General features: G+C 68.1%; 11 protein-coding genes and 1 pseudogene. 5 read left to right on the top strand and 7 right to left on the bottom strand.

Features of this window, described 5'->3' with window-relative positions; translation table 11 throughout:
- Positions 1–276 precede the first annotated feature (276 nt).
- Positions 277–1,023: a DUF317 domain-containing protein gene (locus JHN45_RS23565; protein ID WP_201050530.1), complete on the top strand. Its 747-nt coding sequence runs from the start codon at positions 277–279 to the stop codon at positions 1,021–1,023.
- A gap of 82 nt (positions 1,024–1,105) precedes the next feature.
- Here the strand turns inward: JHN45_RS23565 and JHN45_RS23570 are convergent.
- The 3 genes and pseudogenes from JHN45_RS23570 to JHN45_RS54745 form a co-directional block, all read right to left on the bottom strand.
- Positions 1,106–2,691, bottom strand: a pseudogene (locus tag JHN45_RS23570) (relaxase/mobilization nuclease domain-containing protein).
- Positions 2,688–2,825: a hypothetical protein gene (locus tag JHN45_RS53135; RefSeq protein ID WP_236583986.1), complete on the bottom strand. Its 138-nt coding sequence runs from the start codon at positions 2,823–2,825 to the stop codon at positions 2,688–2,690. Before JHN45_RS53135 ends, JHN45_RS23570 begins: the two are co-directional and overlap by 4 nt.
- Positions 2,826–2,837: 12 nt before the next feature.
- Entirely contained in the window at positions 2,838–2,999 is a 162-nt protein-coding gene (locus JHN45_RS54745) for a hypothetical protein (protein WP_374192811.1), read from the bottom strand.
- Positions 3,000–3,922: 923 nt separating this feature from the next.
- On the opposite strand from JHN45_RS54745, the gene ltrA reads away from it, so the two are divergent.
- A complete protein-coding gene (gene ltrA, locus JHN45_RS23580) occupies positions 3,923–5,719 on the top strand; it encodes a group II intron reverse transcriptase/maturase (RefSeq protein ID WP_201050521.1) in 1,797 nt (598 codons plus the stop codon).
- 306 nt (positions 5,720–6,025) lie between these two features.
- On the opposite strand, the gene JHN45_RS23585 is transcribed toward ltrA, so the two are convergent.
- The 3 genes from JHN45_RS23585 to JHN45_RS23595 all read right to left on the bottom strand — a co-directional run bounded on the left by JHN45_RS23585 (position 6,026) and on the right by JHN45_RS23595 (position 9,071).
- Positions 6,026–7,357: a hypothetical protein gene (locus JHN45_RS23585; protein WP_201050522.1), complete on the bottom strand. Its 1,332-nt coding sequence runs from the start codon at positions 7,355–7,357 to the stop codon at positions 6,026–6,028.
- A gap of 92 nt (positions 7,358–7,449) precedes the next feature.
- Positions 7,450–8,145, bottom strand: coding sequence for an ATP-binding protein (locus JHN45_RS23590; RefSeq protein WP_201050531.1), 696 nt, complete (start codon positions 8,143–8,145; stop codon positions 7,450–7,452).
- Entirely contained in the window at positions 8,142–9,071 is a 930-nt protein-coding gene (locus JHN45_RS23595) for a hypothetical protein (protein ID WP_201050523.1), read from the bottom strand. Before JHN45_RS23595 ends, JHN45_RS23590 begins: the two co-directional genes overlap by 4 nt.
- Positions 9,072–9,583: 512 nt before the next feature.
- Between JHN45_RS23595 and JHN45_RS23600 the strand changes: the two genes are divergently transcribed.
- From JHN45_RS23600 to JHN45_RS23610, 3 genes are all read left to right on the top strand, one after another.
- Positions 9,584–9,841 carry a helix-turn-helix domain-containing protein gene (locus JHN45_RS23600; RefSeq protein ID WP_201050524.1) on the top strand — a complete coding sequence of 86 codons (258 nt, stop codon included), beginning with the start codon at positions 9,584–9,586 and terminating at the stop codon, positions 9,839–9,841.
- Positions 9,842–10,120: 279 nt separating this feature from the next.
- The gene (locus JHN45_RS23605; protein WP_307783171.1) at positions 10,121–10,399 is read left to right on the top strand and encodes a helix-turn-helix domain-containing protein; all 279 of its coding nucleotides are present in this window, start codon (positions 10,121–10,123) and stop codon (positions 10,397–10,399) included.
- Positions 10,400–10,446: 47 nt separating this feature from the next.
- Positions 10,447–11,673, top strand: a complete 1,227-nt coding sequence (locus JHN45_RS23610) for a site-specific integrase (protein WP_201050526.1) — start codon at positions 10,447–10,449, stop codon at positions 11,671–11,673.
- Between the two features lie 286 nt (positions 11,674–11,959).
- On the opposite strand, the gene JHN45_RS23615 is transcribed toward JHN45_RS23610, so the two are convergent.
- Positions 11,960–13,055, bottom strand: a 1,096-nt coding sequence (locus JHN45_RS23615; protein ID WP_374195638.1) for a magnesium and cobalt transport protein CorA, incomplete at its 5' end; no start/stop codon positions are given.

Consider the following 13,055-nt stretch of genomic DNA (forward strand, 5'->3'; position numbering starts at 1 on the left):
CGCGGCATCTCCGCACGACACATCGACGTACGGCACCGCCCCGTCCTCTCCAGCCCGTACGGCCATACAACACCTCCATCGTGCTCACCCCACACGACTAAGTTCACTGTCATAAAAGCCGAAATGGCTTAGTCGTTGTCAAACGCCTCGATTGGGTGTCAAAGGACACCAGTTCGCCGGAGGCAGACATGGAAGATGCCGCAGGGACTGGAGTCCTGCGACAGAGCATGCCAACGTACAACACCCTGCTCGGAGAGCCTTTCCGAGCCCATGGCCATGGAGGCGCCCCTGCTCCCGCACCATCCCGGCGAACCGTCCCATCCCAACTCGCCAGATCCGGTCTACTGGGTCACCCCGCGCCACTTGGCCGGCGACGACGGCATGCTCGCCGAGCGGATCGGCGACACCCTGGCCGAACTCGGCTGGCGCATGTGGCCCACTGCCCGCGACACCCTGCTCTACGTGAGTCCGGACGGGCTGCGCGGTGCGGAGTGGCTCCTCGCGGCCTATCTGTTCAAGCTGGGCGGGCTGTCCATAGCTTGGCAGTTGAGTGTCCGTCCGCATGCCGACGCCGCGATGGCGGAGTGGAACGCGTACTTCACCACCGGCGTTCCGTACGAGGTGCTCGCCGATCTCCTCATGGCGATCGACGCCCGTGAGGCGCCCGACCTCGCCTTCGAGGGAGCCGAGACGGTGATCAACGTACTCAGCGCGCAAGGCTGGGTCCGCGACGTGGACCGCCCTCGTACGACTGCTATCGATCCCGGACTCACCTCCAGCGTCTCCCTCGAACCAGTGCCCCCGTTCATCCAGGACGCCGACCCACGCCCTGATCTGTTCGGTTGGCAGGCGTGGGCAGAGCCCGTTCTTGGCGTCCCGTACCTGTGGTGCGCCAGCTTCAGTGCCAGCGTCCCGCATGACCTGGTCGCTGTTTTCGCCTCCTCGCTCGCCTCGCAGGTCGCGGTGCCCCGCCGGGTGTTGCCCAAGAGTGCCGAGGGTCGGCTGACCATCCGTCGCCGCTGACGCGCCAAGTCCTGGGACCTGTCTGCCTCATCGGTGCCCTTCTGCCTGTCCTGAGTAGAGGGGCACCGGCGTATGCGCCGTCTCAGCGGATCTTGCGGGGCCGGTCGTCTCGGCTCGGGGCAGGCGAGACTGCCCGCCCGCTGCGCCTGGTGGCAGCGGGTGCGTGGTCGGGCATCGTGGTGGCGTCGGCGGGCAGATCGGCCATCCGGCGCAGCCGCCACACCAGCACGTCACTGATCGAGTCGGCGGTGCCCAACTCCCGTCGTCCGGCAGCCTCCGCCAACAGCGCCGCCGGATCGTGGCCGGCGCCTTCGGTGTCGGCGAGGGTGGCTGCGAGAGCGTGCCAGCCCGGCTCGGCCAGGATCTGCTCGGCCAACTCGGCGACCGCCGACCGCAGATGAGTGGCGTGCTTGTGTCGCAGGGGCTGCGACAGGCGTCGGCCACGTTGATAGAGCATGTTCATGGGGACACCGGCTGCGGCTCGGTAGGCCGTGCGCAGGTGTCCGGCGGCTTCGCGGGCTGCGGCGGCCTGTTGGGCGTGTTCCCTTTTGGTGTGCCAGTGGGCGGTGGCGGTGACGAGGAAGAACAGCATGTCGATCGCCATGGCGGTGGTGGCGCCGTCTTCGCTGCGGCCGAGGGCGGGGCCGCTGTGGATGAGGTCGCGGGCGGCCTGGCGCAGGGCGCGGTCGTGTCCGCGTTCGGCCTGGACGTGGGAGCGGGTGGCCCGCTCGAACACGGAGGCCGCCTCGCGCAGTTCGGCGCGGGTGTGGGCGGCGGAGGTCTTGGCGAGCGCGTCCAGGACCTCTCCGGCGGCGGCAATGTGCGCGGCCACCTGGGCGTCCTCACCGTGATCGATGACCAGCACCGCCTGCCACGCCGCGGTGGCTGCTCGGCGGCGCGCGGAGGCCGGACTGCTGGCTGCCGGGCCCGTGCTCTGCCCAGGCGCGTCATTTGACCAGCGTTAGCGGATGCGGGGCAGGGGCAGGTTGGGGGCGAGGGTGGAGCCTGCGTAGTACACGGGTTCCTTGTCGCCGTTGCGGTTGTCGGGGAGGGCGCCCTTGTAGCCGAGCAGGTCGCTGGGGGGTGCGACGCGCTTGCGGATGAGCAGGCCGGCGGCCAACCGGGCGAAGAACTCCTCCTCGCTCGTGGCCCCTGCCACTGCCCGCCGCACCGTTTCCCGCAGTTCCTCGCGTGCCGGTTGCTGCCTGCCCTCGCGGTCTGCCTTGTGTCGTTCGGCGCTGGTGGTCGGGGCGGCGGCCGTCTTCGCGGACGAGGGTGGCGATGATGTGGATGTGGTCGTCGGCGTGGCGGACGGCGGCCCAGCGGCAGCCGGCGCCTGGGTCGATGCCGGTGGCCGCGACCACACGGCGGGCGATGTCGCCCCCACTGCTCGGCGCTGAGGATCAGGTCGTCGGGCGCGGCGCGCACCGAGCAGTGCCAGACGTGCTTGTCGGGTCGTTGGTCCGCGGCGAGGAGGGCCAGGGGCTAGTCGAGGATGTGCTGGAGGTCCTCCCTCGTCACCGAGGGGTCGCGGCCGGGGTCGGGGGCCATGCCGTCGAAGGAAGCGACCAGGGGTGGGTCGATGTGTTCCTCGTAGGTGCCTTCGCCGTAGAGGTAGTGCAGGAGTCCGAGGGTCTTGCTGCCCTGCCGGTGGATCCGGGGGATCAAGCCGCCTGCTCCTCCTGCCGGTTGGTGAGCCTGTCGGCCGCCCGCTGGACGGCCTGCGCGGCGCGTTGCAGATCGGCGAGTGCGCCGGCGAAGTTGGGTGCGCCGGCGTTGAGGGCCTTGGTGGCTTGGTTCACGTTGCTGCCGACTCAGCCGAGTTTGCGGCGGCTGTCGAACAGCGCGGTGATCACTTCGCGTTCGTCGGCGATCTCGGCGCTTGTGCGGTCGAGGTCACGGGCTGCGGCGAGTGCGGCGCGGGCGAGGAACCCTGCGACGGACAGGTTGCACTGGGCAGCGGCGGATTTGATCAGTGCGAACTCCTCTTCGTTGAAACGGGTGTTGGGCTAGTGCAGGCGCTTCGTGGCGCGCGGCTGACGCAGACGCTGACGGACACGGTCGGCGCACTCACGGCGGCTGCAGCGCTCGGTCGGCTTCTCCTCCTGTCCCGGCTTCGATCCGTCCTCGGTCGAAGCCTCCTGGACCTGCGCCCCCCGGTGCAGGTCCTCCCCGCCCCCTTGGGGACGGGGTTGGCGGAAGCTACGCTTCCGCCCCAACTTGCTGTGCGACGCGAGGTCGCATTTTCCGAAGTGAGGTGGATTTCGTGGAGAGGTTCTGACAAAGGAATTTCCTCCGAATCAGTGTCTGGATTCATCCCCGCGCTCACATGCGTCGCTGGTAACGGCGGGGTGTGAAGCTGAGCTTTCAAGCCCAAGGGCGTCTCGGCCATCGAGAGGCCACAGGCGAGGGGAAGACTGGACGGGCGAACACGTGTGAACCCCTGGTTGATGCCTCGGTATATGGAACCCCCGCGGATGGCTTGCTCTCAGCGGGGCAGGGCCCGACGCTGCAAGGCGCCAGCGGCTTCCGGTGCAAGCAACAACGGAAGTGAGACACCGCCGGCCACGGGGTAAAGGGGGCGCCCACCCCAGTCGCATCTTCGAAATGCGGAACACGGAAACCCTGACGGGGTCCGGAAGCAGTTCCGGTAAGCCGACCGCAAGGAAGGCCCAAGTCCCCGGCAGGAACAGGATGGTCCAAGAAGCCAAGGCCGGTAGGCCGAAAGGCCAGGGGAAAACCGGGCGGCGGCCCTCTCCGCCCGCTGCCCGTCATAACCCGCCGGATACGGGCCCGTGTGGCCCGGCCCGAAAGGGCGCCCACGTGGACCAGGTGAGCCTTTGGAGCACCAAGGCAAGGCAACCGGAACCGACGGACAAGTTAGATACCGGAGGCGGACATGAGCACCATCAGGGCGGCTGCAGCCACCCGCCCGCCCGAGGGGAACGGACCCGAGGGCGGGGCCTCCGACTGGCACGGGATCCACTGGGCCAGATGTGAGCGCGACGTACGGCGGCTGAGGGAGCGGATCTTCAAGGCGACGCAGGACGGGGACCTGAAGAAGGTCCGCAATTTGCAGAAGCTCATGCTGAGAAGCCGCAGCAACACGCTGGTGAGCGTGAAGCGGGTGACCCAGCAGAGCCAGGGCCGCAAGACGGCGGGCATCGACGGGGAAACAGCCCTCACCCCAGCGGCGAGGGCGCGATTGGTGGCCGAGTGCCATCGATCGTCGGCCCCGTGGAGGGCCCAGCCGGTCAGGCGGGTCTACATCCCCAAGGCCAACGGCAAGCAGCGCCCACTCGGGATCCCGGTCATCCGTGACCGGGTGCTCCAGGCACGCGTGAAGAACGCGCTGGAACCGGAGTGGGAGGCGCGGTTCGAGTCGCGATCCTATGGATTTCGCCCCGGCCGTAGCTGCCAGGACGCCATCGCTTCCATCTTGCAGACGGCGCGCGGCTCGCGAGCGAGGCGTCGTTGGGCGTTGGATGCGGATCTGGAAGGGGCCTTCGACCGCATCAGTCACGATCATCTGACGGCCGTGCTCGGGCAGTTCCCCGCCAGGGACCTTGTCCGGGGCTGGCTGCGGGCGGGCGTGATGGATGCCGGGAGATGGGCGCCGAGCGTGGAGGGCACTCCACAAGGCGGCGTCATCAGCCCTTTGCTGCTGAACATTGCGCTGCACGGGATGGAACAGGCAGCGGGATTCTGCGCCGACGGGTATCGCACGCGTGCTCACCACGCGTCCGCCGGTGTGCCCGTGCTGGTCCGCTATGCCGACGACTTCGTGGTGCTCTGCCACGACGAGGAGGAGGCATACCGGGTCAAGGAGGAACTGAGTGTCTGGCTGGCGCCGCGAGGTCTGCGCTTCAACGAGGCGAAGACGAAGGTCGTGCACCTCGACGAGGGGTTCGACTTCCTGGGTTTCACGATCCAGCGGCATGGCGACAAGCTGAACATCAGGCCGAGTAAGGCGGCTTGCAACGCGCTGCGGAAACGGCTGCGGACGGATATGCGGACCCTGCGGGGTGCGCCTGCTAAAGCGGTCATCGCGAAGTTCAACCCGCTGGTGAGGGGTTGGACGGCGTACTACCGCAGTGCGGCGTCGCATCAAGTGTTCTGCTCGATCGACGCCTACATGTTCAAGCTGCTCTACAAGTGGGTGAAACGCGGTCACGAGAACCGTTCGGGACTGTGGATCAAACGCCACTATTTCGGCAGGTTCAACAAGACCAGGCGCGACAACTGGGTATTCGGCGACCATGCGAGTGGCGCCTACGTCCAGAAGTTCGCCTGGACACGCCATGTAATGCATCACCCCGTCAAAGGCGCGGCGTCCCCGGATGATCCGGCCTTGACGGATTACTGGCAGAAGCGTCGCCGCAGCACAGCGCCACCGCCGATGGACAAGACGAGTCTGGTTCTGGCGGCCCGGCAGAAGGGCCTGTGCCCTCTCTGTGGGCGGGCGTTGATCGAGGGAGCGGAATATGAGCCGGACAATCTGCGGGAATGGATTGACTGGTTCGCTGCGATGAAGAAGATGCTGAACAAGCATCACTTCGTCTACCGCAGCAGCGGCGGCACGGATAGACGGACCAACCTCCGCCTCGTTCATGCCGATTGTCACCGTTCGTATCATGCAAACGACGGAAATCGGGACGTAAGTTACCGTCCAGCAGAGCCCTCGCGGCTTGCTTGAGCCGGATGCGGTGAAAGTCGCACGTCCGGTTCTGAGGGGGCCGGGGACCAGAGATGGGCCCCGGCTACCCGACGTGCGACGTGAGGCCGCATTTTCTGAAGTGAGGTGGTTCTCGTGGAGAGGTTCTGCCAAAGGAATTTCCTCCGAATCAGTGTCTGGATTCATTCCCGCGCTCACATGCGTCGCTGGTAACGGCGGGGTGACCCCGACGGAGCTGAGGTGGTCATCTCCCTTTGGCCGGTGGGAAGTTCGTGGTTTGAGTCGGGCATTGAGCGGTCTTCCTTGGGTGCGGGGGTGGGAGCGGTTTCAGTGGGGATGGCCGGCGCGAGCGGCCTTCAGTTCGGCCTTGATGGTCCGGACGACTTCTCCGGCCGTGTCGCTGGCCACGCTGTAGCCGTCCTTGCGCACGGTGTGCTCCAGCAGGTCGCGGGAGAGACGTCCGGTCTCGCCGAGCATGCGATGGGCGTATTCGGTGAGGACGTTCCGGGTTGCGCGTGGTTTGGGGCCAGAGGGGTCCAGCTTCGCCCGCGCGGTCTTGCCCGGATCGGCATCCGGTGACTCCTTGCCCGGAAGCGACTCCGTGCTTGTCATGGTGCGGGCGGACTGGCGCGGGCGGATTTCGGGCTCGGGGCGGGCGACCGGGTCGGTGGCGTCATCGCTCGGATCGCTCTCGGGCGGGCGGCTCGGGTTCTTTGCCCGCCTCGTTGCCGTGGCGCGCGGGCGGGCGGTTGCTGAACCGCCCGTCGAGCCCACGGGCGCGCCGGGCCAACGGGCGGGCAGTGGGACGGAGGCCAGGCTGAGGGCTTGTTGGCGGGTTGCGAGCTTGCGCAGCAGCAACTCGTCCTGCCGTTCGTCGCGGTCGACGTCGGCCTGTTCCAGGGCTTGGTGCAGGCGTCGGGTGAGGCGCCGGCCGCGCAACCTGGTGCGTTTCTCGGGCTTCATGGCCTCTGCCCGGAGGATCAGGGTGACGGCCCGGTCGAGGGCGCGTTCGCGGATGATCCGAGCGGAGTCCGCGTCCCGGTCGGCGATCCCGAGGCGAGCCAGCAGCCGTTCGCGAGTCTGTCGGGCGAGAACGGCGGTCAGGCTGCGGGAGTCGGCATCCGGGGTGCGGTGGCGCAGTTCGATGCCCATAGCCAGGTGCCACAGCAGGGCCGCCAGGACCGGGCCGACGAAGGCCCGCACGGTTCCGCCGACCAGCCCGGACTCGGCGTAGGCGGGCACGATCTGCACGCCGGTGATTGCCCAGGTGAGGGTGCCGGGCGCGCCGGGTGCCTGTTTCGCGCTGTTGAGGTTCGCCCGGGCGAGCAGGGCGGTGGAGAACAGGGCGAGTTCGGCGGCGGCGAACATCGCCGCCCGTTCGATGCTGCTGCCCATGTCGAGGTAGTCGGCGGCGAACCGCCAGCTGGTGTCCGCGCTGTAGGCGGTGCAGCCGATCGCGGCGATGGCGGCGACTCGGACCGCGACGGTGCTATGGCGCTGCTCGAAGCCCGGCTTCCGTAGGCGCCGCCGTAGGGACCATGCGACGGACAGGGCGACGGCGACCAGGACCGCGACGGCCACAGGCGCAGGGATCCAGTGCGGCCAGGCGGGTATGCCGGTGCCGTTGGCGCTGATGAGTGCGGTGGTGCCAGGGGGCATGCAGAGGCTCTCCAAGGGCCCACGCGATCGAGGGCAGGCTTCTTGCGTGGGCGGGGTGAGGTGAGGGCGAGGAGGGAGACGCGCGGCTGCCGTCAGGCGGCGGGCGCGATACGGCGTCGGTCGGGCCCGGTGAGGATGACGCGTTCGGTCATTTCGGCGAGGCGGGAGGCGACGCGGTCGCCGAGCGTGGTGCGCAGCTCGGGCATCGGCACGTTCGTGGTGATGAGGGTGGGGAGCATGTGCTCGTACCGGTGGTTGATGAGCCGGTAGGTCAGCTCCTCGGTCCACTCGCTGGTTTTGGCCGCGCCGAGGTCGTCCAGGAGCAGCAGCGGGCAGCGGGCCAGCGTCTGGAGCTCGCGTTCGCCGTCGTGGCCGGCGCGGGGGCGGAGCCGTGCGTGGAGGTCGGCGCTGGTGGTGGCTTCCCAGCGCAGGCGCACGCCTCGCGTGAGGAGGGCGCGGACGGCGCCGTATCCCTGATGGGTCTTGCCGGTGCCAGTGGGGCCGGCGATCAACAGCGACGGTCCCTCGGCGATACCCGGTCCGCCGGGACCAGGGCGTCCGGCACGCGCGATCCGCTCGGCCCAGGCGGTGATCTGCGGGTGGTCGGCCAGGGCGCGGCGGTAGCGGGCGGGGATGCGGGCGTCCGCAAGTTCAAGGGCGGTGATCGGCTCGGCCGGTGGTTCCCGGGCTGTGACCGCTGGGTCGATGCCGCGAGTGGCGAGGATGCCGTTGAGCCGGTCGACGATCGGGCCGACCCGGTGGGGCTCGTGGGTGAGGGTGGCGGTCAGAGGTCACCTCCGTAGGCGGCGTCGATGTCGGTGGGGTTCGTCCATGCCCTGCGGGTGGCAGGCACGGGCGCGGCGTTCATGACCTCGTGGACGAGACTCGGTAGAACGCTCGGGGACAGGCCCTTGACCCGGTGGCGTTCCAGTGCGGCCCGGAGGTGGCTGGGGGCGATGTCCTCGTCGAGGAGCTTGCGCACCTGCTGGCCGAGACGCTTCAGGACGTCATCCGGCGGGCGGTGGTTGCACGCGGCCACGTACTCCCGAAGGAGATCCTTGGCCGAGACGGTGTCGGGCGCGGGGGCGCTTGCGGCCCCCGAAGGGGTACTTCCTAGATCCAAGGTCCTAGATCCTAGATCCGGACGGTGAGGCGTCACCGCCGATACAGGGAGGGCTCCCGAATCCTTCACGGAGCGCTCCGTGAAATCCTTCTGACCTGCGGTTTCGCCATCGGGCCCCGAGTGCGGTGCAGGCTCGCGTGCTTCGCGGGAGGTCTCACGGAGGGTTCCGTGAGGCGACGGTGCGGACTCCGTGACGCTCGCCTCCGCCACCGGTGCGTCGACGATCTGCCGGGTGCCGGACGGGCCGTTGTGGCGAGGGCAGTCGGGCAGACGGCTCAGGCTCGGCCGGTTGATCTTCTGATGCTGGTGCCACGTGACGACGTGCAGGTACCGCTTGTCGTCCGGCCCCGTGTAGCGGCAGATCAGACCGGCGTCGGCGAGCTGCGCGAGGTCCGTCTCGACGGCGGACGGGGTGTGCTCGGGGCGCAGGACCCACAGCTGCCCGGCGATGATCGCGGCGTGGTCGCGGTGGCGGCCCTGGTCGTCGGCCTGGGTGAGCAGACCGAAGAAGGTGCGCTCGGCGGTCAGCGAGACGGCGGCCAGGGACTCGGAGACGAAGGCTTCGGGCTTGATGGTGCGGATTCGTGCCAAGAGGGGCGGGTCCTCACTCGGTTGCAGGTGGGCAGGAGCCCACGGCTCACCGTCGATCGGCGGTACGGGCGTACGGGGTGGGGGAGTTGGCCTGTCGGCGGCACGGGGCGCGCTGATGGCCGCTCGCGCTTTCCGGGGGTGTCGTCAACATAGCCACACCCAGGTCGCACAAGTCCAGCCCCATCCCGCGCAATCTCTTACGGCAGAAAGGCAGCCGTAAAAGCAGGCGGTAGGGGGCGGTGGCAAAACCGTAAGGCACGATCGGCCGTTGACCAAATAGTTGTGCCGGTTTCCGAGCCAGAAGCATCACATCGGGAAGCCGTTGACGTGTCGGCGACGGGCAAGCTACAACACAACACCCCATGTCGCAGCAGTCGCTGAGCGGCGATCGGCGCGACGGCTCTCGGGTCGCGTCAGCACGAGGAACCGCTCCGTATGTGGACGGCGCGGGGGGAACATAGACCACGATCGCCGGTTAACCAAACCGGCGAATGGACGCTACAACTGGAGCCATGCCCGCACGCTCATTGGAAATCGGTCCTGCAGGAATGCGGACGGCCCGCACCATCGAAATCATCCGCACCGAACGCGGCTTGTCGCAGCGCCAACTCGCCCGCCGCGTCACCGCACTTGGCCACCCGATGTCCAACACCATGTTGTCTCGCATCGAACGCGTTCAGCGTCGGTGTGACATCGACGACCTTGTGGCTCTCGCCGAGGCACTGCACGTCGCACCTCCAGTGCTTCTCGGAGACCCTGGACTCGTCTGACCAGCCTCCGGAGCCGGATTCACAGTCCTGGGGCCGTCGGCGAGTGCTTGCCCAGGGCCATACGGCTCGTACTCGCTGGGGCATGTAGCACGGGATCCCCGGTTACCGAAACCGGGAATCCTCCACACCATTGATGGTGTTCGCCGACCGCGCTCGGCGGAGAGTGCCCCTTTCCAATGTCACGCCGCCCGGCAGACCACACCCACCCCCGCGCTACGCCCACGGAGGCCAACCATGCCCGCACGTCCGCCTTCTGCTCCGAACCCGAGCGCCATACCAGTGCCGGACACCACCCCCGCAACGCGCCAGGCATTCCTGAGCGTGAAGGACGCCGCCGAATACCTCGGCCTGTCCCCGCACACCCTCTATGTCTGGCGGCATCGCCGAAACGGCCCGCCCAGTTTCCGGATGGGGCCGCGTGGCCGCGTCATGTATCGGATGGAAGCGCTCGACGCCTGGATCCGCGAACAGGAGCAGGCCGACTCGCGTTCCAATACGACTCTGAGCCCATTGGGCGCGGCACCGCAGAGACGCTCGGACTACGCCACGGGCGCCTGAGCCCCGGCCGACTCCCACCGAACGCAACCTGCCATTGAGGGAAGTATTTGGCCGGCTACATAGAAGACCGTTGGATCAAGAAGAAGAAAGACCCCGACACCGGCAAGCGGGAACGCACCGCCCGCTACGGCAAGGGCTCCCGGTACCGAGTCGCCGGTATTCCCGGCGTACGGGACAAGTCGTTCGACGTGCTCGAAGACGCCAAGGCGTGGCTGCGCAGGGCCGGCACCGACAGCGAACGCGGCGAGTTCGTCGATCCTCGCGACGGCTCCATCACGCTGGACGACTACGTAACACGCTTCTGGCAGACGGGAGTTCGCGGTGCGCCCGGCACGGTCAAACGCATCGATGAACGCGTCCGCCTCCACGTCCAGCCTCAACTGGGCACCGTCGCCCTGCGGGACATCAGCCCGGCAGTACTCCGCGAATACATCGCCACGCTGGAAAGCGAACTCTCACCGCGATACGCCCGGCAGATCCTCGGCACGCTCTCGAACATCTTCGAGACCGCCATCGACGACAAGCGCTTGGCACGCAATCCGATGCGGGCCAAGTCCGTGCGGTGGCCCAAGGCACCGGAGGACCAGAGGGAAGCCTGGCCCCTGGAGACCGCGCAGCGCGTACGGGACGCGATCAACGCGCGGTACCGCATCGCCGTCGTGCTCGCGCTGGGCTGCGGGCTGCGGCAGGGTGAGGTCTTCGGGTTGTCGCCGGAGGACGTCGACTTCGCTCGTGGAGTCCTGCGCATCCGTCGGCAGGTCCAACTCCTCGGCGGACGGCTGTACTTCACCTTGCCGAAGGGCGGCAAGACGCGCGTCGTCGACATGCCTCCGTCGGTCGCGGCGGCCCTGGCCCAGTACTTCATGGAGTACCCGGCGGTCGAGGTGGAGTTGCCGTGGGGCGGCCCGGAGCCCGAACGGGAGACGAAGAAGTTCCCGCTCGTCATCACCACGACGTACGGCAACGCCCTTCGCGCGAACATCTTCAACGTCGAGGTGTGGAAGCCGGCCTTGGCCGCCGCCGGCGTCATCCCCATGCGGAAGAAGGACGAGCGGTGGAAGGCGTCTCGCAAGGACGGCTTCCACGTGCTCCGGCACACGTACGCCTCGGTCATCCTCGAAGCGGGCGAGTCCGTCGTCACCCTGGCCCGCTGGCTCGGCCATTCGAGCCCGACTATCACCTTGGACTACTACGCCCACTTCATGCCGGAGGCCGGCGGCAAGGGGCGCGGCGCCATCGACGCCCTGCTCGGCCAGCCTGTACTGGCCGCGTAGCCGTCCGCTCCACACAACCCACGGAACGGGTGGGCACAGCGATCTGCTGTGCCCACCCGTTTCGGCGTTCCGCGAGGGAAGCTCGCTACTCTCCGTGCTGATCCTTGCTCCCAGCCTGCGCTTCAACGGCGAGGCTTCCGCAGGTCAAAGCCTGCGATCGCAGGACACCGCCCGTATCGGAGCGCGGCTCATTCTCCCCAGATTCTCCCCAGCGGCCTGGAAGGAGTTGTCGGAGCCTGCGATCCGGGCCTTGCCCACTCCCGGGAGCGCCTTCCGAGGCGATTACTCAGAGCCAGTCTTTCCGCTTGAAGATGACGTACAAACTGGTGCATACGACCGCCATCAGGATGATCGCGAAGGGATACCCGAGCACCCAGTGCAACTCCGGCATCCGATCGAAGTTCATCCCGTAGATCGTCCCGACCAGCGTCGGAGCGAACAAAATAGCCGCCCATGACGAAATCTTCTTGATCTCCTCGTTCTGCTCGAACCCCGCCTCCGCCAACGCCCGCATCTCCGCGTTCTGTTGCTGGGTGACCAGGGTCGCGTTCACCGTGAGGATGTCCGTGAGGGCCTGGCGGAAGCCGTCGACCTGTTCGCTGGTGTGGGTGACGTGGTCGGCCACGTCGCGGAGGTAGCGCTGGAGTTCCTCGTCCGTGCCGTACTTGGCGAAGCCCGCCATCAGGCTGTGCAGCATGCCGACCAGGGGGCGGGTGGCGCGCTGGAACTCGACCATTTCCCGGGAGAGTTCGTAGATGCGGCGGGAGACCGCGGGGTCGCCGCGGAAGACCTCCGTCTCGATCTCGTCGATGTTCTCGTCGATGTCGGTCTGGACGCCGGCGACCACCGGCGCGTAGCCGTCGACGACCGCGTCGAGGATCGCGTACAGCACCGCCTCGGGGCCGAGTCTCAGCAACTCCGGTGATTCCTCCATGCGTTGGCGGACGGCGGAGAGGTCGGGGGCCGCGCCGTGCCGGACCGTGATCACGAAGTCCGGGCCGACGAAGACGTGCAGTTCGCCGAAGTCGACCTCCTCCGGTGTGTCGAGATAGCGGGCGGCGCTCAGGACTACGAACAACGTCTCGCCGTAGCGTTCCAGTTTCGGGCGCTGGTGGGCCTCCAACGCGTCCTCGACCGCCAGTGGGTGGAGGTCGAACTCGGCGGCCAGGGAGAGGAGTTCGGCCTCGGTGGGGCGGGCGAGGCCGATCCACGCCATGCCGGACGGCTGTTCGCGCAGTTCGCGGAAGGTGTCGGCGAGGGTGTCCGGCGCCGAGACCCGCACCCCGTCCCGGTACAGCGCGGCCTGGACGACGCTGCCCGCGTCGGAGGGTTCGGAGGGGGGTGCGTCGGTGGAGGAGGAGGGCGAGGGTTCGGGCTTGGGC

Source organism: Streptomyces sp. MBT53 (genome assembly GCF_016654115.1).
Lineage (GTDB): Bacteria > Actinomycetota > Actinomycetes > Streptomycetales > Streptomycetaceae > Streptomyces.

Coding starts and splice junctions, on each gene's coding strand:
- JHN45_RS23585 (WP_201050522.1), bottom strand. CDS start 7,357: ATGCCCCCTGGCACCACCGCACTCATCAGCGCCAACGGCACCGGCATA.
- JHN45_RS23565 (WP_201050530.1), top strand. CDS start 277: ATGGAGGCGCCCCTGCTCCCGCACCATCCCGGCGAACCGTCCCATCCC.
- JHN45_RS23600 (WP_201050524.1), top strand. CDS start 9,584: ATGCCCGCACGCTCATTGGAAATCGGTCCTGCAGGAATGCGGACGGCC.
- ltrA (WP_201050521.1), top strand. CDS start 3,923: ATGAGCACCATCAGGGCGGCTGCAGCCACCCGCCCGCCCGAGGGGAAC.